Origin of the sequence: Marinilabilia salmonicolor JCM 21150, assembly GCF_000259075.1 — a bacterium.
Classification (GTDB): Bacteria; Bacteroidota; Bacteroidia; order Bacteroidales; family Marinilabiliaceae; genus Marinilabilia; species Marinilabilia salmonicolor.
Window position 1 is genome coordinate 42,205 of sequence record NZ_AJKI01000061.1, and the last position, 26,370, is coordinate 68,574.

The window sequence follows — 26,370 nt, forward strand, 5'->3', positions numbered from 1 at the left end:
TAAAAAATTAATCTAAGTAACAGGCAGTTGTCCGGTTTAAGGGCAGACAACTGCCTGAAAAATCTATTCAATAATCAGTTTCCTATTCTCCATGAAACCATCGTTGTATTCAATCTGCATCAGATAAACACCGCTGCTCAGATCTGTATTTTTCAACTGAAGAATACTGCTTTCACCATATTCCCGGTCAATCAATAAAGAACCTTTCATGTCGTAAAGCCTTATTCTTGACATTTCTGACACAACGGGAAGAATAACATCAACCGGATTTCCGGCAACCACAGGATTCGGTGAAACCACAGCCGATTTCAAAGAGGCACTCTTCACTCTGTTTACTTCTCCGAAAATCAAACATTGAGACGTTTCATCAAACGCAGTTACTGTCAGATCACCATCTCTCATTGACTTCACATCCACATATTGCTTTTGTGAAACTTCCTCTCCATTCAGATACCACCTGAATTCAGACAGATTTCCTGATGAATTATCCACAAAATAAACGGTATTCCATTTAGGTTCAGGAATTACCAGCTCGGTTCCGGTCTTATACTCAAGATTAAGGGTTATCTCATCAGAGGAACCACACCAATCATTGACAGAAACAGTGTAAGAACCTGTATTTTCCGGCATCACAGTTTCGATAAACAAAGAATCCGAATCTGCAACAACAGCTTCCTGATCATTAAATACCCAGGAATAATCCAGCGCATCACCCTCTATCTTGACACCAAGAGTAACCGAAGTTCTCGGACAAACCGAAACATCAGAATCTTCAACAGATAAAACAACCGGAACACAAGCCCTGGTGGTAAAGTCGAATTCAGCAAACCAATGGATAATCTTATCATTGTTGAATAATGTAACCTGTCCTCCCGGCAACTCCAGATGATAATCAGTCGAAGTCTGAAGTCCGGGATGTGAAATAATCAACACGGACGGATCCTCCGGTGATACACTCAGCTCTGCTTCCACATCCGGAGTAATTAGCGGAGACACTGACTGATCAATAGCAATAGGCTGGTTGAAACGAATGGTAATTGAGTCAATAAAGTCAGTAAGTCCATCGGCATCAACAGAGCTTTCAACAATTTCCAGCTTCCCATTTTCTGTGGCTTCAAAAGCTCCCATATCCGTGGTCATCCAGTGTGTACGTGAATTTTTAGCCAGGTCATAACCAAAGAGTCCGGTAAACCATTTATTGTTTCCCTGCTCAATACATGGAGAGAACATCTGAAGAGAATAGTCTCGATTCCCGGGATCTGTCCACATCGGATCGTAAGAGATGTTTTCCTCTCCACCGTAACCACCTTCAACACAAGAATAGACCACCTGAGAAGCAGCATCTGAGAAGGCTCCGTTTTCGTTGGAATAAACGATGCTGTTCTTCACATCAAAAGTTCCATATAATCCGCCGGTATTGGATGCTCTGTTATGAGCAACAGTACAACTGAGCAATTCGGGTTCAGAGTCACCATCAGCAAAGATTGCCCCTCCACTTCCTGAAGCTTCATTGTCATGGAACAGAACATTAAAAAAGCGGGGACTTGATCCATCATTGTAAACAGCACCACCGTCATCACCCATATTGTTGCGGAATACAGAAAACTCGACAGAAGGTGAAGCATTCACATTGTAGATGGCACTTCCTGTTGCATCTTCAAAAATAAATCCTTCAATAACGGCTCCCTGTTCAAGCGGAGTAGCAGCATCAAACTCATTTCTAAAAAGATGAATACTATTATCAGAATCATCATCGGCAACACCAATATCACCACTCAATATGACAGGATGTTCCACATGATTTCTATTCCATGCGTTGAATTCATCACCTGCCAACCCACCGTAAATGATCATTCCCGGTTTGAGCGAAAGGGCCTGTTCACGTTCCGTATGCGTAACATTATTGGGGTCAGCGGGAGTTACAGGATAGTATGTTCCTTCAGCTACCCAAATTTCATCACCCGGTAAAGCAAATTCAAGGGCTTCGTGCAAAGTTCCAAAAGCATCATCCCATGAAACTCCTGTTGTTCCGGCACTGCCCTCTTTTACCTTAATGGTGTAATCATGACCGATGTAGAAGGTGGACGGCTCCGACCAATTGACATAATCACCGTAATCCAGTCCAATGGTCCATTGATAAGCGGAACCATACTCCAGTCCACCAATAATTGTGCTGTTATTCGTTCCATCAATACCACTACGTGTACTGAAAGAACCATCTTCCAGGGGATTCTCCTCATCACCAACTTTCCACAATTTCATCTGATACTCAAAGTCGGAAGGAATGTTGGTCTGTGGTTCTATCGTACCGTCTGATATTCCCCAAACAAGATTTAGCATCATCAACATACTGTATTCCTTCGTCCCGCTACCTCCATTGGCAGGGGCTACAGGTTGAATTTGCACGTACTCAAACGGACCAATATCCACATTATCTCCAAAAATACGGTCAAATCCGGCAAAGTCTGTTAATAATTCATCGGCAACCAGGTCATTATCTCCTGCATTAATAGCAGGCGACCCATCTTGCAGATGGAAAATATCATTTTCAGCATCCACAAAAAGAGGATCTTTGGCAATGTTTCCATTGGAACCGTCAGCATCCGCAAAAACAGAGTTTTCAATACCGGTTGTGAAATTAAAATCGGAATCTGACGAATCGTGATTGTTCCAGGCAATAGAATTATTAACCTTCACAGCGCCATAGTAATTTCTATAAATAGCTCCACCTATGTCGGTTGTTGTATTTCCGTACCATAAACAGTTATTGAAAGTAGCATCAGAAGATGCCATCACTGCAGCTCCTGCTGATGCAGCACTGTTATTTACAAACAACACATTAGAAAACGTGGGATTACTACCATTTTGGGAATAAACAGCTCCTCCCCACCTGTCAGCCTGATTGTCTCTCAACCAGATATTTCTCAACCTGGGAGAAGACCAGCGAATATATACACCACCGCCATCATACCTAGCTTTACCTTTTTCTATGATAAAACCGTCCACCACATTACCCTCAAAAAGGCGATCCTCAGCACCCCTGATTCTCACAACATTGTAGCTATTGTCATTCACATCTCCTTCCACGCCAATGTCTCCGCTGAGTATGGTTTCGTTGGCCATCCAGTCACGCTCTTCCACAGAAGATTCGAAACCGCCAAAACCACCATAAAGTTTCATGCCATTCTTTAATTCAAATGTGGCATTTCTATCCCCGTCATCAGTAGGTTTATAGGTTCCGGCCGCGATCCAGATCTCATCATTTTCAATGGAAATCGCCATTGCATCTTTGAGATCCATCGCATCCAGCCAGGAGGTACCATTGCCTCTTGCTCCGGGTTTTACATACAGTGGCTGATCACGGTTAACCGTAAAAGTTCGACTCTCTGACCAGTTTGTAAAACCGGTGTCCTCCAGACTACCTACACGCCATGAAACCTCATCGGCTGGTTGAAAACCGGTCAGTTCTGTTTCTAAAGCAGTCAGATCTTCAATCAGTTGTGGCTCACCACCGTTAATGACATACTCAACAACAAATCCATTAACATTGTTGGGAACAGAATCATTCCAACCCCATTCAAGGGTAGTTGATGTGAAGTCGGCCTCCAACCAGGATTCTTCAGCAGGACTTACCAAAACAGGAGTAATAACATAGCCCTCTATAGCTCCCATATCCACAATATCTTCATCCACTCTGGAATTTCCATAGTAGTCGCCTGACAACCAGTCAGGAATACTTTCGGTGCTTCCTGCATTAATGGCAGGACTACCCTCTTTTAATCTGAAATCATTATTCGAAGGATCGACAAAATCAGGATTTTGGGAAATGTTATCATCACCGCTATAACCTCCGCTGTAAATGGAATTAGTAACATCTACCCAATATGTAAAATCATTATAGGACCATTCAGAAGAATTCCCCCAAGCAATAGAGTTATTTACTATTGCATTATCACTATAAACAGCCCCACCATATGCACCAGAAATATTTCCATACCATAAACAGGTGAAAAACTTCATAATACCAAGACTATAAACTGCTCCACCATCACCTCCTGATTCATTGTTTGTGAATATTACATTTCCATATTGAGCATGGCTTTCATTATCTCCATAAACAGCTCCGCCATCGTCAACGGCATAATTATCTCGCAACCAAACATTTCTTACAATCGGAGAAGCCCACTCCAATAGGAGACCACCACCGTCCATATATTGTTCATCGGCATAACCTTTTTCAATTACCAGCCCGTCAACCACTGTCTTAAGAGTAATAGGCACTGCCTGGCTACCAATCATCTTGAAAACATGATAGCTATTATCAGTATCTACTCCCTCTTCCCCGATATCTCCACTCAGGATAGTCTGATTTTCAACCAAATTTCGTTCGGCAAATTTCGTTTCGGTTCCGGCAAAACCTCCAAACAGTTTCACATTCTCCTTTATTTCAAAGGAAATATTTCGATCGTCTGTATCGGTCGGTTTATAAGTTCCCGCTGCAACCCAAATGGAGTCACCAGCCACAGATATATCCAGTGCATTCTGAAGGTTTGTTGCAGTAGCCCAGGAAGAGCCGTCTCCGGTGCCACCGTGTGCCACAAATACCGGGTGGCCCCTGCCAATAAAAAATGAAGATTGAGCGGACCAGGTAGTAAATTCTTGCTCATCGGTATAGCTGACACTCCAACTTACAGAGTCTGTTGGTTGAAAACCACTGATTTCAAATTGTTGCTCGGAAATTCCCTCAATCAAAATTGTATCATGATTTACGATATATTCCAATTGAAAGGCAGAAACATTTTCCAATACCGACACATCTTCAAGAGTCCACTCAAAAAGAACAGTCTCATCGCTGCTAATATGATAAACAGTATCCTGCAAAGGAGATAACAATCGAGGAATAATCACGCTACCCTCAAAAATACCAATATCAGGGACATCATCAATAAGCCGGCTGTTTCCATAAAAATCAGAAGTCAACCAATCAGGCAAATAGTCGATATTTCCGGAATTAATTGCCGGGCTACCCTCCTTTAGTCTGAAATCCTCTTTATCAACAGATACAAAACCAGGCTCCTGATTCAAATTACCATTCTCATCAGCAGCATTGTTGAATATGGAATAGAAAGAAGAAACTCCATAATGGAAATTATCATAACTCCATCTTGCCTCATTATCCCAGGCAATGGAATTGTAAACCATAGAGGTACGACTATTATCATATACCGCACCTCCGTAATAACCAGAATAATTCTCCAACCAGACACAGTTATAAAAATTAACCTGAGCACCTGAATAGACCGCACCTCCGTCATCTCCCGACTCATTCTTCCAGAACAGTACATTTCCGAACAAAGGATTACTCAAGTTATCCACATAAACGGCACCACCATCGTCCGAAGCAAAATTATTCCGAAACCAAACGTTTTTTATTATCGGGGAAGCACTGTTTATTATCAGGCCACCTCCATCATTATCGCCATAAACATCAGCGAACCCGTTTTCAATGGTAACCCCATCCAGGATCATTTGTTCTGTAACGGGCTGATCCTGAGAACCGGTAATCCTGACCACATGATAACTGTTGTCACTTTCAACGCCTGGTTCCCCAATATCTCCACTCAAAACTACCTGGTTTTTATAGGTATTACGTTCTTCAAAGAAGGTTTCAACACCCGTGAATCCACCAAACAGTTTATAATTCTCATCTATTACAAAAGAAGAAGTTCTGTCTGTTGTAACAGTTGGTTTATAAATTCCCTCCGAAATCCACAATGAATCTCCCCTGACAGCAATATTCAAAGCCTCCTTCAAGTCAATACCATTTTCCCAGGAAGTTCCATCTCCTGTACCATCAACAACTACAAAAATCGGATGCCCGCGATAGATATTGAAGGAAGTATAATCAGACCAGTTGATATTTCCATTTTCATCGTAATATCCTACACGCCAATCTATCCCATCGAAGGGAACAAGTTCTGAAAGAGTATATTCATATCCTTCAATATTCTCAACAACGGTTGTATCTTCTCCTAAAACCCACTCAAGCTTAAAACCGGATATAGTGGCAGCAAGTTCACTGTCCTCAATACTCCACTTAAGCACAACTGATTCCTCCTGGTTCACAGATACAACAGAATGATCCTCCGGAAAGATTATTGAAGCAACAACAATCTCTCCCTCTGAAATTCCCAAATCGATTGTCTCTTCTAATATCCTTGTTTTACCAAAATAATCAGCAACCAACCAATCCGGAACAGCATCATTATCCCCTGCATTCAAAGCCATACTCTCTTCCCTAAGCCTAAAATCACCGTTTTCGGCGTCTATAAAACCCGGATCTCCTGCAAGGTTACTAACATTATTTCCATTTTCAAAAATGCTGTAAGAAACAAGATCTCGATCCGTCAAATCATTATTAATACCTGTCTCTGTTGAATTCTTCCAGAATATAGAATTATAAATTTCATTATATCCAAAGGCTGCACCACCATCATTTGTGGAGGTATTATTAAACCATACACAATTGTAATACCTCAGATTCTTACGCCCATACACAGCACCACCATAATAACCGGCAGAGTTATTGGTGAAAAGCACATTCGCAAACTCAGCCTGGCTTCCTGCTGCGTCATAAACTGCACCACCATTATAGAACGCATAATTATTCTTAAAATGCATATTCACCAACAAAGGAGACGCACACTCCAAGTATATTCCTCCTCCATTTTCATGGCCATATCCATCTGCATATCCATTTTCAACGATAAAGCCATCAACCACTGTACGCCAGTCATCAAGCTCATTGTAAGTTCCAACTGCAGATAACACATGATAACTATTATCATTAGAAACATTTTCCTCACCAATATCCCCACTTAAAATAGTCTTATTTTTTACATGATTCCGCTGACTAAACTCAGTTTCTGTTCCTTCAAATCCCCCAAACATCTTTATATTCTTCGGCAATGAGAAAGAGATATCACGAGAAGTAGTTTCAGTTGGTTTATAGATCCCTGCAGCAACCCAAACAGAGTCTCCATCCATAGCATTAGTTAATGCATCCTGCAAGCTCATTGCATCACTCCATGAAGCACCATTGCCAGTTCCATCAGGGGTAACAAAAACCGAACGTCCTCTCAAGACAGAGAAGTGATATTGCTCAGACCACACTTGCTGACCGTCATCTGTCACGCTGCAAATCCTCCAGGCAACCTTTCTTGCAGAAGAAAGCCCGGAGAGATTATAAGCAGTATTTTGAAGATTCTCAACCAAAACAGGATCTCCCTCATTCATAGAATACTCCAGCATGTAATGACTCACATCCTCCGGAACACCATCCTCCCAGGTCAGAAGTACTTCCAGAATTTCACTCTCAAGAGTCTCGCCATCAAGAGGAGATAACAACTTTGGACTTTCGACTCCCCCTTCAAAAACACCAAGATCCACTACACTTTCCAGAATCCGATCATTATTTAGGCCATCCGTTGTCAACCACTCAGGAACATCCTCGTTCACTCCGGCATTTATCCCCGGACTCCCAACCCGTAATCTAAAATCATTTTTATCGGGAGCAACAAACATAGGATCCTGAGAAATATTGCCATTAGTTCCATCAGAACTTTCAAAAATAGAATTTCGTACATTTACCGTATAGGAGAAATCATTACTATTAATACCCGAATAATTATCCCAGGAAATTGAATTAGTAATGGTAGCATTTCCCACAACAGCAGCCCTCTCCCGTCGTGCATAATTCCCAAACCATGTACAATTATAAAATTCGGCAGTTCCGGATATATAAACCGCCCCCCCATTATCCATGGAAATGTTGTTTGTAAACAAAACATTTCCGAACTTAGGATTACTTCCATAACTACTGCGAACAGCTCCACCCGCAGTAGAAGAGTAATTATCCCGAATCCATACATTCCGAACTATAATTGAAGCATCCTCCATAAAGATTCCGGAGGTTTGATTACCATAACCATCTTCTATAATAAACCCATCCAAAACAGTTTCCTCAGTAAGAGGATTTGCCGAAGTTCCTATGGCTTCTACAACCAGTTCGCTATTATCGGTCTTTGATTCTTTATCTCCTATATTCCCACTCAGAATTGTTTCATTGAGACTCCAGTTTCTTTCAGCAAGGGTTGATTCCCCTCCTGCAAATCCACCAAATAGCTTAACCTGTTCTTTTAATTTAAATCGGGAATATCTCTCTGATGTATTGGTTGGATAATAAGTTCCTGCAGCCACCCAAATAGCATCTCCCCTTCTGGCTTCATCAAGAGCAGATTGAAGGTTCATGGCATCATTCCACGAACTACCATTCCCGGTTCCATTCGGGGTTACATACAAAGGATGTCCGCGTGAAATCCAAAAATAAAAAGTTTGTGACCAGCTCTGATTCCCGGATGCATCCACCCCAGCTACACGCCATTGAACAACACTATTGGGATTCAAACCGGTTAAAGTATAACTAAAACTTCCAGGATCTTCAACAGAAACAGGATCATCCTCATTGATACGATATTCTAAAGTATAACTCTCCACTCCATCCGGTTGAGTCCCGCTCCATCCCCATTCCAGAACTACACTATTCTGATCTGCTTCAAAACCGGCATCATTCGCGGGGCTGAATAATTCAGGACTCAATACGACTCCCTCAAACACCCCTATATCTACTATACCTCCCTGAATGCGTTCTCTACCGGAATAATCGGTTGTCAACCATTCCGGCACTACCTCATTATTCCCGGCATTCAGCCCTGGACTGCCGTCACCAAGGCTAAAAACACCTTTATCAGGAGCAACAAAAACAGGATCCTGAGAAATATTTCCATTGGAACCATTAGCATCTTTAAAAATAGAATTCTCTATTACAGCACTGAAATTAAAATCATTACCATCACTCGAAGCATTGTTCCATGCTATAGAATTATAAACCTGAACAACTACGCTTGTACTTTTATAAATTGCCCCGGCCAAATCTGTAGTAGAATTACCGTACCACAAACAATTTACAAAAGTGGCATCAGACGAAGCCATAACGCCAGCTCCGGCAGAACCGGAACTATTATTCACAAACAACACATTGAAAAATTCCGGATTACTGCCATTTTGAGTATAAACAGCGCCCCCCCAGCGTGTAGCCTGATTGTCTCTCAACAAGACATTTCTAATTTGAGTTGTACAGTAACGAATATAGAGACCTCCCCCATCGTAGAGAGCATTCCCATGCTCTATTATAAAACCATCAAGCACATTTGATTGAATTGGTTCACTCTCTGTACCTCTGTTTTTAATGACAATATAACTGTTATCACTATTATCCCCCTCAACCCCAATATCACCACTCAGTATTGTTTCATTCAGGCGCCAGTCTCTCTGAGAAAGTTCTGTTTCATTACCAGCAAACCCGCCATAATAATGAACTCCATCTTTAAGATCAAAACCGATGGTTCGGTCTCCATCTGTTGTAGGTTTATAAATACCGGCAGCCACCCAGACTTCATCACCGGCCACAGCAGCAGCCAGGGCAGTTTGTAAATCGGAATAAACATTGGTCTGATTTTGCCAGGCGGTACTCACCGCACCCGGCTTTACATAAAGGATATCGGCTTTTAATTCAGAAAAAGAAATTGCCAGAATCAATGAAAAGACAAGGTAAAAGTGCTTCATAATCGGGGTCTAAAAAGTTACAATTCACCCCACCTTATGAACAAACAAGTAACCAAGTTCTGTTATTCTGCTGACTCGGTTTTGTTAAAGATCGAACCGGGAAGGGTTGTGTTTTTTTAACAAAATCGAACAATATTACCAATTATTAAATAATTGACCAACCACCCACCGGGAAATTTTGATGAACATCAAAAATCCTTTTAGGGATTTCACCTCGAATGATTAAATTTGATGCCGGAAATTGTATTAGTGAATAGCTAATAGTGAATAGGTGAAAGGATATCGTTAGAAAATCATTAACATGAGGATTCAAACAGCTAATGATGGGCTACCTTAAATCATCTATAAACAAACGATATACGAATATCACAAATAAAAAACAAGTCCCTTTTCATAATAAAACAACAACAAAACTCAGGAAGGCATGAAGCAGTTTTTTACCATAATTATTCTCAGCATACTCTCTCTCCACATCACGGGGCAAGAATCAGTCGTATCTCCCGACCGGGCACTGGAGTTGTTCACACAAGGGAACTATGCCGAGGCTCTCCCTATGTACGAGCAGCTTATTGAGCGATATGAAAGGGAAGCAAAATACAACTATTACCTGGGTGTTTGTCTTGTTGAGCAGCGCCAAAACCTCAGTGAAGCCATCAAAAGATTAAAATTTGCGCAGTCAAGAAGAGTTAACCGTGACGTTCATTTCTATCTGGGAAAAGCCTACCAAAAAGCTTATGAATTCGAACCGGCCGAACAGGAGTTTAACAATTTCCTGAAATACGCAACCAACAATGACCCGAGAAGAGCCAAAGCACTCAGAGCTGTCGAGGATTGTAAAAGAGCCAACACACTAATCAACAAACACTTTAGCATTCAGGTTATTGACAAAGACACCGTTCCGGAGTCTGCATATCTCTCGCAATACAACTTGCCTGAAGAGGCCGGTACAATTGCCAAAAACAAAACCTTTTTCAAAACAGGTGTCCCACCCGAGAAAATCATGTACCGAACCGAAAAAGGTGATGATGTTTACTTTGTTTTAGAAGAGCCCGACACCGCGCTTCATGATATTTACTTCATGGAGCAATTGCTTGACCGCTGGAGTGGAAGCAAAAACCTGGGAGAGCCTGTTAATTCTGATTTTGATGATCGTCACCCCTTCCTGATGGTGGACGGAACTACATTTTTCTTTGCATCGGATCGTCCCGGAGGAATGGGAGGTCTGGATATTTATCGTTCAATTTTTGATCCGGAGAGCGACACTTTCTCTGCACCCGAAAATCTGGGCCCTCCCTTTAATTCACCGGATGATGACTTCCTGTTTGCTGCCGATTCGTTTGGAGAAAGAGCCTGGTTTACTACCAATCGGGGAGTTGAACCCGGAAGTGCAGTTGTTGTTAAGATCGTTTGGGACAACAAAGTTTTCAAAAACCTGACAGAAGATGTCAACCAGGTACGTGAGCTTGCCCTGCTTCCCATGAGTGAAGGCAATTTCTGGGAAGATGGCATCAAACAAGAGCAGGAAAAACAATCAGCAGCAAAACGAAACAGTGAACAGCAATTTCAGTTTTACATCAATGACACACTGGTTTACACCAACTTTGATCAGTTTCTGAGTGATGTTGCCCGCCAGGAGTTTAAGCGAGGACGCAGCGTAGATATGCAAAAGGACAGCCTTGAACAAGTCATGCGCAACAAAAGGGAACAATATGCGCAAAGCTACAATCAGGAAGAGTTGAGCCGACTTATGGACGAGATTCTTGAACTGGAAAAGAAAGTTTACGGCCACGACGACCAGGTAAAAAGACATTACATCAGAGCCCGGCAACTGGAGATGGACAAAATATCGGAACTTAAAAGCCGGGGAATGTATAATGAAGCGCAAAAACCGGCACCCGGGGCGTCATCCAACAATAGTCTGACTACTCCGGCTCTGAAATCAGGCAATTTTTCATTTTATTCTGATGAAGAGTTCATGACCCGACAGGAGCGTTTAAATCCGATGTATAAAAGTTATTTTTCACCGTCACAAGTCCAGGTACTTCAACAAACCGACAGTATGTACACCTGGGCCAAAATCATGCAACTGGAAGCCTCTAAACTGTTGGAAAGTTCTGTAACATCAGAAACAGAAGAAGAACAACAACAAAGTCTTCTTCAAAGGGTTAAAAACCTTGACTCTTTGTCAAAAAACAACCAGGAAGAAAGTGGGGAGTCGGTTTCCAAAAAGAGCAGATACATGCAACAACAGGCTTTATCGATGTATCATGAAGCCCTGGACAAAAAGTTTAACATTTACAAGCCGGTTCTTAAGCGAATGGCCGAAAACCAGGGCAACGGGCACTGGGAAAATCTTTTGGGAGAGGCACAGAGCAGATTCGAACAAGCCAATAACGGCATCGAAAAAATGGCTGTCTGGAACCCGGGACAATATGAAAATCTGGGAGGATTAAAGCGCCAGGCAATTGAGATGATTGAGCATAGTCTCCTCAACAGTCAGGGAAGTAATTTGACGGTTTCTGCAACATCATCAACAGCCAACAATGAAAGCATCAACCGAAAACCGGAACCCGGCTCCGTTGATAATCAGCCATCAATAACCAAAGCTAAACAACAAAACGCAAACAGCATTGTAAAAACAGCTTTAGGGGAACCTGATAAAAAAGCAGCAAGCCTGAAGCCTGTTTACAAAATTCAAATTGGTGTTTTCCGCAATTCTCCTGATTCGGAAGCGCTGTCACGCATACCTCAAGTAACCTCTCAGGCAGTGCCGGGAAAAGATCTGACCCGGTACTATAGCGGAGCATGGTCGGGATATGCAGAAGCCGCACAAAACATCGAAAGAGTCCGCAACAATGGCTTTCCAGGTGCTTTTATTGTAGCATTCATTGATGGAGAAAAAACATCCATTGAAAAGGCAAGGGAACTGAGTTCAGAATGACAAGAAGCACAGAATAGGCGAAAACTCTTGTTTGGAATGAAATATTTTCCTATTTTACAACAAATTTTTGAACTATGGCACCTTACGACAAGAGGAAAGAAAATTCAGGTTCCAGCAAAGAAAGCATTGGCAACCATCTGCTGATATTGCACAACGATGACATCCATTCTTTCGATGACGTCATTGATGCATTAATAGAACACTGCAATCATGACACATTGCAGGCCGAACAATGTGCCACCCTCACCCATTACAGGGGTTACTGTGAAATAAAGAAAGGTTCGTTCAACGAACTTGCTGATTTGCAAAAACAATTAACCGGAAAATCCTTAAATGTCACCATTGATTAACCCTATACAATGACAATTATTATCTTACTGATTATCACCGGTCTTCTATTGCTCATTCTGGAATTTTTTGTAGTTCCCGGAATTACCATTGCCGGCATTGGAGGACTCGGAATGATTGTCGGTGGTATTTTCATGGCCTACGGGCTGGATACTGCAACAGGCCACATCACTTTGGCACTTACCATATTTTTTACGCTAATCATCCTTTTCTACGCGCTTAGAACCAAAACCTGGCAAAAACTGATGCTGAGTTCAAGCATCAACAGCAATGTGGATACCATCGTGGAAAATTCCATCAATATTGGCGATACGGGAAAAACAATTACCCGCCTGAACCCCATTGGAAAAGCGAGAATCAACGGACAGGATGTGGAGGCCCGTTGTCCCGGTCAGTTCCTTGATCCTAAAACAGAAATTGAAGTAACCGAAGTATATAAAACCTACATTATTGTTAAACCAGTAAAATAATTACTATGGAAGTTTTCGGAACACTCGGGCTCATTGCAGTCATCATTGTTCTCTTTTTTGTAATACTGTACTATGTTCCCGTAATATTATGGTTCTCGGCACTGGTAACCGGTGTTCGCATCTCACTTCTTCAGCTGGTGCTTATGCGCATCCGTAAAGTACCACCATCTGTCATTGTAAGGGCCATGATTGAGGCACATAAAGCAGGCCTGCAAACCATCAAACGTGATGAACTTGAAGCTCACTTTCTGGCAGGCGGCAACATCGACAATGTTGTGCATGCCTTGGTGTCAGCATCAAAAGCAAATATTGAGCTCACGTTCCAGATGGGTACTGCCATTGATTTGGCAGGGCGAGATGTTTTCCAGGCAGTACAGATGTCTGTAAACCCAAAAGTCATTGACACACCCCCTGTTGCAGCAGTAGCCAAAGACGGAATTCAGTTGATTACCAAAGCCCGGGTAACCGTTCGTGCCAACATCAAACAGCTGGTAGGTGGTGCCGGAGAAGAGACAGTGCTGGCCCGTGTTGGTGAAGGCATTGTTTCCTCAATTGGCTCTTCCAGTTCACACAAAGCAGTACTTGAGAATCCGGACTCCATATCAAAAGTAGTTTTGGGCAAAGGACTGGATGCCGGTACAGCTTTCGAAATTCTTTCCATCGACATAGCTGACATTGACATAGGTAAAAACATTGGTGCTGAACTGCAGACCGATCAGGCAGAGGCAGATAAGCATATCGCTCAAGCCAAAGCAGAAGAGCGTCGTGCCATGGCCGTAGCCGAAGAACAGGAAATGAAAGCCAAAGCTCAGGAAGCACGGGCTCATGTAATCGAAGCGGAAGCAGAAGTACCCAAAGCCATCGCCGAAGCATTCAGGTCAGGAAATATCGGAATCATGGATTACATGAAGTATAAAAACATAGATGCCGATACGCAAATGCGTGACTCTATCGCAAAACCCCAACAATCGTCAGGACGATCCAAAGATGACAAGTCCAACGATAAAGGGAAAAACGATAAATAATCTTTGATACAAATACTCACATCAATGAAGGCCGGCCGCACAAATGGCCGGCCTTTTTTTGAACAACAATAAAACAGCAATAAAATGAGAACCATTTTCAAAATGACATTATTGATTGCCACCATTTCAACACTGACGGGGTGTAGTAAAGAGACAAAGCTTTCTCTTCCGGCAATCTTTTCTGACAATATGGTGATTCAGCAAAACAGCAACATCGCCATTTGGGGAAAAGCCACCCCTGGAACGGAAATAACAATCTCGGGCAGCTGGGACAAATCAGCGACTGCGGCTGCGGGCGAAGACAGCACCTGGCAGGCAGAGCTAGCCACCACTGAAGCCGGCGGACCTTACGAATTGTCATTCAGCTCCCCGGACACCACGCTCACCATTAAAAATGTAATGCTGGGCGAAGTCTGGCTGGCATCAGGACAATCAAATATGGAAATGCCACTGAAAGGCTGGCCTCCCAACGACACCATCCTTAATTCAGCCCAAACAATTGCCAACTCTGATAATGAAGCCATCAGGATGTTTACGGTTGCCAGAAATATGTCGTCCGAACCGCTCGAAAATGTTGCAGGAACATGGACTCAGGCTAATCCGGAGAATTCAGGGAACTTCAGTGCTACTGCCTACTTTTTTGCACGGAAGCTCAATGAAGAACTGAATGTCCCCATCGGAATTATCCACAGCAGCTGGGGGGGAACACCCATTGAAGCCTGGATAGGGTCAAAAGAGCTCACGGAAAATGAAGACTTCTCAGACATTATTAAAGACCTGGAAAAATTAGCCCCACAGGCTGAAGCCTACGACAGATGGCTTGCAACCAACGAATCTGTAAATATTCTTCCCACTGCCGGGAATAAGGAACCCTATAAAGACCTGGATGCTTTCGATGAATTTTGCAGCGATCCTGCAACCAATACAGCAAATTGGCCATCCGTAACCCTCCCCACAACCATCGAACAAACCGAAATTGGTGAAATGGATGGAATTGTCTGGTTCCGAAAAGACATTGAAATCCCAAAGACCTGGGAAGGACAAGAGTTAATCCTTTCCCTGGGCCCCATTGATGATATGGATGTGACCTATCTAAATGGTAAAAAAATAGGAGGAACCGAAGTGGAAGGTTTCTGGCAAAAAGTAAGATATTACACTGTGCCGGAAGAACTGACTAAGCCGGGCAGCGCCACTATTGCCGTGAAAGTAATGGACCATCAGGGTGGTGGTGGAATATACGGTGAGCCGGACCAAATGAAAATTCATCCCAAAGGGAATGACGCAGATGCCATTGCCCTTAACGGAGATTGGAAATACAATGTGGTCGGACAAATAGCCGGAAGCAAACTATATCTCTTCGATCCATCAACCAATGCTTATGAGTCTCGGCCTGAATTGTCAGTACAACTTAGTTCGCACACCCCCACCGTTCTTTACAATGCCATGATTGCACCTATCGTTCCTTATACAATCAAAGGAGCCATCTGGTATCAGGGCGAAACAAATGTGGGACGGGCCAACCAGTACATGGACCTTAAATCGGCATTGATCAACAACTGGCGTACTGATTTCAAAAACCCGGAGATGCCATTTTACTATGTACAGCTGGCTCCCTGGAACTACAACGATGTGGAAGGTATTTCATCTGCCAACCTGCGTGAAGCCCAAAGGCGTTCCCTGAGTATTCCAAATACCGGTATGGCAGTAACACTGGACATCGGGAATGTGGACAACATACACCCGGCAAACAAAACCGATGTTGGAAAACGCCTTGCATTATGGGCTTTGACAAAGAACTATGGAAAGAACATCGCTTTCAGTGGCCCAACTCCAGATGATTTTAAAGCACTAGAGAGAAAAATCATTATCACATTTACCAATACTTTCGATGGATTGGAAATCAATTCTGATGTCCCAAACCAGTTTGAAGTTGCCGGCGACGATGGCAAGTTCTTCCCAGCAAATGCAACAATAAGAGGGCAACAGGTAATTGTATCCTCCCCCAAAGTGAATCAACCGGCATATGTACGATATGCCTATAAAAACGGTGCTGAAGCATCTCTGTTTAACGGAGCAGGATTACCGGCACCATCATTCACATCAGAAGAAACCATAAACGATTAATCCAATCATTTAACTTTTTAAGACCGCTCAGAGGATCTCCCTTCGTGCGGTCTTTTTTATTTCAAAAACCATCCGAATACTTTTTTGCCAGAGGAACCCCTGACTCTGAAAAAATAATTCAACATATTTATTTTTTAATCGAATAAGTATCAATTAACTCCAATTTAAGGTTTAATTTTTTTTGCTTTTCCATGCAAAAAAATTTGCCAATTCAGAATCGAATTGATACATTTGCAACCGCATTTGAGATAAGCGTCACCCTCTACAGACAAAGGTCTGCAGAATATTTTGGAGAGGTGGGTGAGTGGCTGAAACCACCGGTTTGCTAAACCGGCGTACGGGTAATTCTGTACCGGGGGTTCGAATCCCCCTCTCTCCGCTCATATTATTTTTCGGGGTATAGCACAGTCCGGTTAGTGTACCTGCTTTGGGAGCAGGGGGTCGCAGGTTCGAATCCTGCTACCCCGACTTTTCAGAAACCATCTGAAAACAAAAGCCTGTAAATCGTTTGATTTACAGGCTTTTTTGTTTTTTATGATTCAGTTCAATTTAGTTTATTTCAATAAAAACAAGAACAAAACGGTGAGTCAATTATTTTTTTATTTTTGACTCACCAGGTCGCTACAAGTCTTATATACAAAGGCTTTCAGCGTTTTCAAGCTCATTTGTCTTGAATCGAATCAGGTGTTTTTGGTGAACAAAACGGTGAGCCATCACCAGAACCAGGTCAATTCATTTCAAACATCAACAAATTGAATGGTTATGAAAACATCAAACACCTTTGGTGTGCAATTCATTGTACGGCCAAGCAGAAACAAGAAAGACAACAACCACTTGCCGGTTTACGCCCGCATTTCAGTCAATAGAAGACGTTTAGAAATCTCCCTTAAAACCACCATCCCTTCCGAAGATTGGATTCCGGCAAAAGAAAAAGCAAAAGGCTCCAGGGCGGGAATAAAAGAGTTTAACCAATACCTATCCAATGTCAGGTCGAAAATAAACGAGTGCTACCGTGAGTTACTCATGAGTGACAAAACCATTACAGCCGAAGCAATCAAAAACCTTTACTTAGGCAATAGACCTCAGGAGCACACTCTTCAGAAACTTATAACATATCACAATGAAACATTAAAAGACATCCTGGCTCAAGGAACACTAAAAAATTACTACACGACTCAAAGATATTTAGAAAAGTTTCTAAAGAATAGGTCCGGGAGCATAGATATTGGACTCAGTGATTTAGACTATCAGTTTATCACAGACTTTGAGCACTACCTAAGAACCTACATCCCTGTTGACCATCAAAAACGACTCGCCAATAACGGCGTCATGAAGCACCTGGAGAGATTAAGGAAGATGGTCAACATGGCAGTAAAAATGGAATAGATCAGTAAAGACCCGTTTGCAAGGTACAGATTAAGATTTCAAAAAAAGTCAAGGGAGTTTCTTACCTCTGGGGAACTTCAGGCGATTGAATTAAAACAGCTGACAATTGACCGGTTAGACTACGTTCGGGACCTATTCATTTTCAGCTGCTACTCTGGACTGGCGTACATTGATATTATTGAATTAAAGCCCGAAAACATTAATATTGGTATAGACGGTGAATTATGGATTACCACATATCGGGCAAAAAAAAGCCAACCCGTCAGAATCCCTCTTTTGCCCAAAGCTTTAAGCATTTTAAAGAAGTATGAAAACAATCCACGATCCCTTAATGCTAAAAGAGTCTTTCCTAAGATATCAAATCAAAAATTAAACAGTTACCTGAAGGAATTGGCAGATTTATGTAATATCAGGAAACCCTGACATTTCATATCGCCAGGCACACCTTTGCAACCACTGTAACTCTGACCAACGGAGTTCCCATTGAAACTGTTTCAAAATTACTCGGCCATACAAGCATCAAAACGACTCAGATATATGCCAAAATCGTTGAAGAAAAGATTTGCTCTGACATGCACAATCTAAGAAAAACCTTAAATCAAAATCAAATTGGCAACGATTCGAACCCTGGCAAAAAACAAAAGAGATTATCTAACCTTGGAAAATAGGCTAAAAATCAACTCTGTCCTATATAAATATTTTAACAGAGCTGTCGGGCTTGTTGGGGGCCGACTTTGGCAGGTAAGCCAAAAAACAAGGTTGTTTCATCGAAAAGTCGTCTTTGTTTGAATCTTACACGCGGAGCAAATGAGATGAGGTTAGACGATTTCGATGGAAGAACCATAGTTTTTAAAGCGAAAGCTGGCTCAGTCTTGATCATTCTTGATTACTTTTTTTGTGTCAAGACAAAAAAATAATTCTGGCTTCCAGGGATAAAATCCCTTTTCACCTCCAATTTTTGAAACATTCAACTGCTATGTTCCGTACTTTATTTTTCTGACACTTTAAAATATATATTATGAATAGTAATTCTACTAAGTACTCTGTTAACCTTGGTTTCGAAGAAGTAAAACTCCCCCCTTTCGAGGACATACTCATTGTTGGCAGAAAATCCCAACAGGGGAAGAGAGGAGTAACAAAACTCTTCGAGCTGCTGGTTCCTAATGAGTTCGAAACAGTAGACTTGGAGCATCCTAATGTAGAAGTAGTCTTTGTTAATAGACGGATCCTTAAAAAAATTGAACTGAATCACGTCATGGAAATTTTAAAAGAGAAAGTTATTCCGTATATTTCGCCTTCCGAAATCCTCAAGGTGGACTTTCAATTGAAAGTGCATTACGACACCATTGAGATAGATATCTGAGACCATGCTTATCACACCTTACATTGAAAAAGAGTATCCAAAAACTGAACTTTTTACCGGAGTTAACATCATTGAAGAGGAACTAAAAGAAAAAAGGTTCTTTGTCGTGATGGAAAATAATAATTCTTTCCAGGGGCTACTTACCGTCTCTGATGTCTTTGAACGACAGAAAAAACTGGTCGCTGACTGCCTTACGCCAAAACCTTCCATTTCTCCCAATGCCACAATTCACCAGGCATTGGAACTCATGCACAAAACCCAGGCACCTGCTCTTCCAGTCATTGACAGCAACCAACATTTTCATGGGATCCTTTCATTAACTAAACTAAAAGAATTATTCAAAAATTACGAGTTAAACCGAACTAAAAATTTTGAAAAAAAGATTTCTTTATCCCAAAAAATTAAAGAGCAGTTCTTTCGTAATTTATCGCATGAAATCAGAACTCCACTCAATGCAATTCAAGGCTTGACTGAAGTGTTACTCTACTCAGACATCCCGGATGAGGAAAAAAGTAATTTTGCCGGTATGTTACACACTAAAACCGATGAACTCCTCCTCCTTATCGATTCCTTACTCAACCTCTCTCGTTTACAGGCGGGAGATTTTCGTTTCAGCCCTGATGATGTGGTGCAACCATCCGAAGTTTGTGACAACCTCAAACTAAAAGCTGATGCTCTCAAAGAGGCTTACAGCAAATCACAAATTTCTATCAAAATCGCTTTCAACCTTCCGGAAAACTTTTCACTAAAAACCAACCTGGCATACCTCCAGGAGGTTATGATTCACCTCCTGAGCAATGCCATCAAATTTACGAACCAGGGAGTCGTGGAATTTGGCTGTTTTGCCAACGAAAATCAGGACGCTGTTTTCTTTGTCAAAGATACAGGAGCCGGAATACCTCTTGAAAATCAGGCATCCATCTTCAATGCTTTTGAAAAAATTGAAACCGACCATACACGAATAAACCCCGGAATGGGACTCGGCCTCACACTGGCCTCAAAAATCATCGAAGGCTCCGGTGGTAAAATCTGGCTGGATACCGAACCTGGTAAAGGAAGTGCTTTCTATTTCTACCTAGGTCCAAAACAAAAACCCTTAGAAACAAAATCAGAGTTAACAAACTTCAATTAACCACCATAAACCCAATAAATACCAACCATATAGATACATAAAAGAACCGTAGTTTTTAGAGCAAAAGCTGCCGCAGTCGTGATGTTCTTTGTCTCTACATAGAATTAATCTCTCACATTTTTTCAAATTGCTATTAGTGAAAAACGAAGCTAACTATTTAAAAGGCGCGGTGTCCAGTCCAATTTCCGGGCCTGCGGTGGCGGGAAGCCAAAATATGCGATTTTATTACGCATGTATTTTTCTTTTTAAGGTTGTAATGAACTCGGATGTCTTGTTATAGGAACCACTTGGCGGCTTGGAAAATTCTCAGCTTAAGCCTCGTTTCAAGGCCTGGCGCCAGTGTCGTTTCGTGCATATAATAATGTAAAAGTTGAAATTGATTTTGCTTTTTTCAATATAAGAAAAAAGAGCATAGCCTTAGTTTTTATCATGCCGAAAAAAGTAAAATCAATGATACTTGGTGCATTTTTTTATGCGGGATACGACACTTAGGCCGGAAATTTTGGCTTTCTCGGGGGGATAAGATAAAGCGGACTAGACCTTTTGGGTTCCGTTTTTGCATCAAGACAAAAAAGTAATTCAGGGTTTAGGGGATGAAATCCCTTTTGGAAAATATTTAGGACACTATATACTTAAAATGCTTTAAGCAAAGCAAATAAGGAAATTTTAAAAAAATATTAGTATATTTTGACGGTTTTATGATAAAAGTCAGCTTACTTAAATCTTTGAGCAGGTTGATTTTTATCTCTTAGCCGTTTTGGACTAATAGGTGGTTACTTGCTATTTATATTAACAGCATTATTAAACCCTACTACCTAAAACAAATATGCTAACCCAACTAATCCAGCTTAAGGAAGAGCTTGTGTCCGATCTATATTGTATTAAAAGTTCAGGAAAATCCGACCAGGCAATTCAGTCCATTAATCTGATCATCCGCTGTCTCACAGATATGAAGGACATCATCTGCCATAATTCCTTCAAATCCCAAAGGGAAGAAATTCTGTTTTTTAAAAAGATTAAACCGAAGGTATTTCACAAACTGATTCTCTTAAAAAAAATATTACAGATTGAATCAAAAATGCCGGTTGATGGCAGGAAAAGTCAAATAAAGCTCCTCAGAAACAGACTCAAAAAAACATCCAGGTTCTATAAGGAAAACAAGGAATTTTGTTCGTATATGCGCCAGGATGCAACCCACTTTGACAATGTTTATTTCACAAGAAATAACCAATTTATCAATTCCTTTGAATCACTGGAATATTTCGACTTTGATCCTCTGTTTTCAACAGTCCACAGCATCAAAGCAAGCCATCTTCAGGCTTGTGACAAAATCCGGGACTATTTGAACCGGAAGATTGAAGAAATCAAACATGAGCAGAAAGTACCCTCTTCATCTGTTCATAAGACATTGAGATGGACAGATTCAAAAACAGATCTCGTTGAATTGATTTATGCTTTACATTCAAAAGGCTCTTTTAACAACGAACTAGCGGAAATAAAAGAAATTGCTCATTACTTTTCAAAAGTATTCTCTATCGAGATAGGAGACTTTTATCGAAATTTCCTTGAAATAAAAAACCGCCAAAACCCAACTAAACTGCTGGAACAACTACAAGAAAAGCTAAATAACAGAATTGAAGAGCAGGACTTAATCTGAATTTAAAAACACATTACCAACTTCGGGATTGTCTCTGGTTCAATTGAAACCTGCCTTCTATCATACAAAATCTAATCAATTTCAGCCAAAAAAAATTTCTTCCCAACTTGTGTGCGACTTGGGAAATTCCTTTTCATTAACCATTTATTTTTGAAATGCTAACCCAAAAACTAATGGAATATGGCTTCAGAAATAATCACTTTAGAAGATTTGCAGGATTTTAGAGCAGAACTTATTAATGACATCCGTCGGATAATAAAAGAAACCTCTGGCCAACCCACAAAGAAATGGCTTAAATCCTATGAGGTTCGGGAAATCCTTAACATTTCTCCCGGAACTTTGCAGAACCTCAGAATAAACGGCACTTTACCTTATACAAAAATAGGTGGGGTAATGTATTATGACTATACAGATATTCAGAATGTACTGGAACGAAACAAAAGCACCTCATTCTAAATTAATCATGAATGCTTTCTAAATGAACTACATAAGACATCTTTCAGCTGTTTTTGAAAAGATGGATAATGAATCTCACGTCACCCCGTATCACATCAGTTTATATATGGCATTATTCAGAAAATGGAATATCAATTTTTTCAATAATCCCATGTCAATTGCCCGAAGTGAAATAATGAAATTAGCTAAAATCGGTTCCACCAACACCTACATACGTTCATTGCGGGAATTAGACCAGTTGGGCTTTATTAAATATAATCCATCACGGAGCAGACACAGAGGTAGCTTAATCTACATGTTCACTTTTGATAATACTGGTGAACAAGACGTGCGACCATATAAAAACAATTATAAAACAAACACTAATTATAACGACATGAAAAAAAGAGTTTAATTCCTTCAAATAATGAAAATAATAATTGGTCTTGATATGGACCTGAAATTCCACCATCCAAACATCATATTGAAATCTATTTCGAAGAAAAAGGATCTCCACCTGATGAGGGCGAAAAATTTTTCAATTATTACCAAAGTAATGGCTGGCTGGTAGGTGGCAAATCAAAAATGAAAGGCTGGAAGGCTGCTGCACGAAACTGGATTCTCAACCACGATAGATTCAATAATAAATCCAAAAAAAAGAGTCACTCCAAAAAACCACCACAACCAGGTTGCACAAAACTAAATCAGAACAAAGATTACAATACACCTCTCTAAACTCAACATTATGAACCTCTCTGACCATTTAATCCTTTCACATTTGCCATCTTGGCTTCCTTTGCCATATTCCAGGCTCCCTGCTCTCTGTTCCATGCCCCATGATTCACACTCTTCTACCCCCTCAACCATTCCACCATCGTACCTTTTAACCATTATTCCCATGTCTCCCTACTATCAAAAAGCATTCACTTATCTTCAACAAAAAGGAAGAGAAACTTATGGCAGTTTTTTCCTGCTTTATCCACAAGACACCCAGATTATTGGTCGGCTTCTCACTTGGTTTCTAAGCGATGAAGCTACAGCCAGCTATAAAGAAGTAGATTTAAACAAAGGAATTTTACTCTCCGGCCCGGTCGGATGTGGGAAAACTTCTTTAAGGAACCTCATGCGTCACTTTTCTCAAGACAAAACACCTCACTTCATCAAACCATGCCGTAACATTGCTTTTGAATTCGAGAAAGAAGGTTTTGATGACCTGGGGACAGAACAAATTCTAACCCACTACGGTAAAGAGTGCAACGTTATGGCTGAAATAATCCTCTCCCGGTATGAAAATTTCACCCGGCACCACAGGTTAACACACTTCACAACCAACCTCTCTGCCGATGAAATTGAAGATTTATATGGTTCCCGCGTTCGGTCTCGCCTGCGCGAAATGTGCAACCTCATTGCATTTCCGGCAGAGACATCAGATAAAAGAAAATAGAAATTATTGTTTAGCCTATAATCTTCACATAGAACACATTGACTTTTCATTATCAATGTTTTACATTTGAATTGGGTTAGGGTTTTAAGGTTCATCGGCACGCCGGTGGATCTTTTATTGTTTTTTTTGCCCATTGTGTTTGTAATGTATTTCAATGTTCATTAAAACATTCAATACAATTCTGATATTTAAGTTGGTCGCATAGCTTAATTGACTAATCTTATAATAGTCGTAGCATTTATTTATTTGAGAATACCTTCTTGATTAATATCTTTTTAGTATAAAAATCTACTTGCATGAAAAAGGTCAGCAATAATGAATTGAAGCAATTGCTTTCTAACGGAATTATTGAAAATATTGATTTGACTAGTAATGATTTAACGATTCCTGAATTTAGTCATAATTCATTTAAAGGTTGTATTTTAAAGAATGTAACTTTTTCTGAGAATAGCAGTGCATTGAAATTGCTTACCAATGTCAGTTTTGAAGACGGAAAATTAATTGATGTTTGCTTTGCTAATTCTATCCTTTTCAAAGTGGATTTTAGAAATTCATCTCTCGAAAATTGTTCTTTCGATAACAATAGTAAAGTTCTTGAACCAACAATTACTAAAGTGAATTTTGCAAAAGTTAAAATGAGTCACTGCAGGTTTAAAAATTCAGTAATTACTTGGAGTGATTTTAGATATGCCGAAATTGAAAATTCAACATTTCAAGGTGCTACCATTGATTTTTGTGATTTTTACAGGGCATATTTTCATAAAATAAATATTTTTAAAAAGAGCCAGATTAGTAATTCAAGTTTTAATTTCACCCTTTTTGATGGGAATATGTTTAGAAGAGAGAATATCAAATCTCATCGTATTTTACAAGAACAAAAAAATAAGTATAAAAAATTCCTGGAGGAATGGAAAGAAAACGGACCTGGAATAAGACAAACAGATGACAAAAAGCACTGGGAACCAGACAATTTACAAGATGAACTAGATGAAATGTACCAACATGCAGAAAATATATACAGAAATCTAATTGGCAGCTGGATAAGCAATGGTTTTGTAATTGATGCTAACTGGGCATACATCAAAGCTAAAAGAATGGAGCGTAAAGTATTGAAAGGCATGATGAAGAGAGAAAAAAATGTGTTTAAAAAATCAATATACTTTTTTAAAAGATTCACAAATGGTTTTGTAGATTTTGCATTTGGATATGGAGAAAGTGTTTACAAAGTATTAAGAACCTACGTCTTGATTATCTTATTATTTACAGTTTTTCTTTATCTTTTTATTCCACTGGATAATGTTGGCACTTCAATACTCTGGAGTTTTAAAAATATGATTGCCCAGACACCTGATGATATTAAAAATTCCACCTCATTCATAATTCTATTAATAAGTGTAATACAGTCAACTCTTGGAGTCTTATTAACTGGTATTTTTGGTTTTATTATGTAAGCCTTCGGCCTCGCGCATATTGTAAGCCCCCGTCTTCAGCCGTTACTTTGATGGCAAAAAATGAGGATGACATTATCAACGTTTAAAAAACTCTTTCAGGAGTATAAGGAATCGAGTCTGAACATAAAGGACTTTTGCTCCAACCAGGGCTTATCCCCTTCAACGTTTTACTACTGGAGAAACAAATTAGAAGAGACATCGCAACATCAGCCCTCGAGTTTTGTCCCCTTGGTGTTTGATTCTAACCAACAAGCTACTGAGAGGCGGACAGTCCAAGCTCCCATTAAAAGTTCTCACGCCCCAGGTAATAATGCTCCCATTGAGTTTGTGTTTCCTAACGGCACAAAGATGGTGTTAAGGGACAACATCGATATGGAGTTACTAAAAGCGATTGTTCACTTATTTGATTGAGGCTGATGTTTCATTTACATAGTAAGCTAAAGTACTTTCTTTATCCTGCACCGGTAGATATGCGCAAAAGCTTCTACACCCTTAGCGGTATCATAAAGTCGGAGATGAAGCGCGATGTTCAAAACGGAGAAGTTTTCATCTTTGTCAACCGGAGGCTGACCACCATGAAGATTCTTCATCTGGAACATGGGGGACTGGTGATCTACCACAAGAAGTTAGACGGTGGTGTTTTTAAATTGCCCAGCTTCGATGAAAGCCTTACGTCACATGCCATCGGGTGGTACGATCTGATGATGATTGTAAAGAATGTGAAGCCCAGAAAGCGTGTCCTGAAAAGGCGACAAAAAGAAGCATCTTTTCAGGTTTTTTAGGCAGAAATAATTGGCTGGAAGCCTTGATTTTGCTATCTTTAAGCTCGTAATCAGACAGTGATAGATGAGCGATTTTGCAACCGATAAGGATATGTTAATACAGGAGCTTCTTCAGGAACGTGATGAGC

General features: G+C 40.6%; 16 protein-coding genes and 2 tRNA genes. 17 read left to right on the forward strand and 1 reads right to left on the reverse strand.

Annotated features, from left to right (window positions below; genetic code table 11):
* Positions 1-63 precede the first annotated feature (63 nt).
* Positions 64-9,684: a choice-of-anchor Q domain-containing protein gene (locus W7W_RS0120345; RefSeq protein WP_010665463.1), complete on the reverse strand. Its 9,621-nt coding sequence runs from the start codon at positions 9,682-9,684 to the stop codon at positions 64-66.
* Positions 9,685-10,108: 424 nt separating this feature from the next.
* Between W7W_RS0120345 and W7W_RS0120350 the strand changes: the two genes are divergently transcribed.
* From W7W_RS0120350 to tnpB, 17 genes are all read left to right on the forward strand, one after another.
* Entirely contained in the window at positions 10,109-12,625 is a 2,517-nt protein-coding gene (locus tag W7W_RS0120350) for a tetratricopeptide repeat protein (protein WP_010665464.1), read from the forward strand.
* Between the two features lie 74 nt (positions 12,626-12,699).
* On the forward strand, positions 12,700-12,975 hold the full coding sequence (locus tag W7W_RS0120355; protein ID WP_010665465.1) for an ATP-dependent Clp protease adaptor ClpS: 276 nt from the start codon (positions 12,700-12,702) through the stop codon (positions 12,973-12,975).
* Between the two features lie 9 nt (positions 12,976-12,984).
* On the forward strand, positions 12,985-13,443 hold the full coding sequence (locus W7W_RS0120360; protein WP_010665466.1) for an NfeD family protein: 459 nt from the start codon (positions 12,985-12,987) through the stop codon (positions 13,441-13,443).
* 5 nt (positions 13,444-13,448) lie between these two features.
* Positions 13,449-14,468, forward strand: a complete 1,020-nt coding sequence (gene floA / locus W7W_RS0120365) for a flotillin-like protein FloA (RefSeq protein ID WP_010665467.1) — start codon at positions 13,449-13,451, stop codon at positions 14,466-14,468.
* 84 nt (positions 14,469-14,552) lie between these two features.
* Positions 14,553-16,592, forward strand: a complete 2,040-nt coding sequence (locus tag W7W_RS0120370; RefSeq protein ID WP_010665468.1) for a sialate O-acetylesterase — start codon at positions 14,553-14,555, stop codon at positions 16,590-16,592.
* Positions 16,593-16,882: 290 nt separating this feature from the next.
* Positions 16,883-16,971: transfer RNA gene (locus W7W_RS0120375), tRNA-Ser, on the forward strand.
* A 14-nt stretch (positions 16,972-16,985) separates the two neighbouring features.
* Positions 16,986-17,060 (forward strand) — tRNA-Pro (locus tag W7W_RS0120380).
* A 294-nt stretch (positions 17,061-17,354) separates the two neighbouring features.
* A complete protein-coding gene (locus W7W_RS23805; protein ID WP_202947203.1) occupies positions 17,355-17,978 on the forward strand; it encodes a phage integrase SAM-like domain and Arm DNA-binding domain-containing protein in 624 nt (207 codons plus the stop codon).
* 419 nt (positions 17,979-18,397) lie between these two features.
* Entirely contained in the window at positions 18,398-18,646 is a 249-nt protein-coding gene (locus tag W7W_RS24090) for a tyrosine-type recombinase/integrase (protein ID WP_199898129.1), read from the forward strand.
* Positions 18,647-18,996: 350 nt separating this feature from the next.
* Positions 18,997-19,341, forward strand: coding sequence for a hypothetical protein (locus tag W7W_RS0120400; RefSeq protein ID WP_010665470.1), 345 nt, complete (start codon positions 18,997-18,999; stop codon positions 19,339-19,341).
* Between the two features lie 4 nt (positions 19,342-19,345).
* Complete coding sequence (locus W7W_RS22585) at positions 19,346-20,473, forward strand: ATP-binding protein (RefSeq protein WP_010665471.1); 1,128 nt, start codon at positions 19,346-19,348, stop codon at positions 20,471-20,473.
* Positions 20,474-21,299: 826 nt separating this feature from the next.
* Positions 21,300-22,130: an RteC domain-containing protein gene (locus tag W7W_RS0120410; protein ID WP_010665472.1), complete on the forward strand. Its 831-nt coding sequence runs from the start codon at positions 21,300-21,302 to the stop codon at positions 22,128-22,130.
* Between the two features lie 180 nt (positions 22,131-22,310).
* A complete protein-coding gene (locus W7W_RS0120415; RefSeq protein WP_010665473.1) occupies positions 22,311-22,586 on the forward strand; it encodes a helix-turn-helix domain-containing protein in 276 nt (91 codons plus the stop codon).
* A 724-nt stretch (positions 22,587-23,310) separates the two neighbouring features.
* The gene (locus W7W_RS0120435; RefSeq protein ID WP_234409050.1) at positions 23,311-24,009 is read left to right on the forward strand and encodes a P-loop NTPase family protein; all 699 of its coding nucleotides are present in this window, start codon (positions 23,311-23,313) and stop codon (positions 24,007-24,009) included.
* A gap of 296 nt (positions 24,010-24,305) precedes the next feature.
* Positions 24,306-25,460, forward strand: a complete 1,155-nt coding sequence (locus W7W_RS0120440; protein WP_010665477.1) for a pentapeptide repeat-containing protein — start codon at positions 24,306-24,308, stop codon at positions 25,458-25,460.
* 66 nt (positions 25,461-25,526) lie between these two features.
* Positions 25,527-25,871 carry an IS66 family insertion sequence element accessory protein TnpA gene (gene tnpA / locus W7W_RS0120445; RefSeq protein WP_010665478.1) on the forward strand — a complete coding sequence of 115 codons (345 nt, stop codon included), beginning with the start codon at positions 25,527-25,529 and terminating at the stop codon, positions 25,869-25,871.
* A 5-nt stretch (positions 25,872-25,876) separates the two neighbouring features.
* Complete coding sequence (gene tnpB / locus W7W_RS0120450) at positions 25,877-26,242, forward strand: IS66 family insertion sequence element accessory protein TnpB (RefSeq protein WP_029510700.1); 366 nt, start codon at positions 25,877-25,879, stop codon at positions 26,240-26,242.
* Positions 26,243-26,370 lie beyond the last annotated feature (128 nt).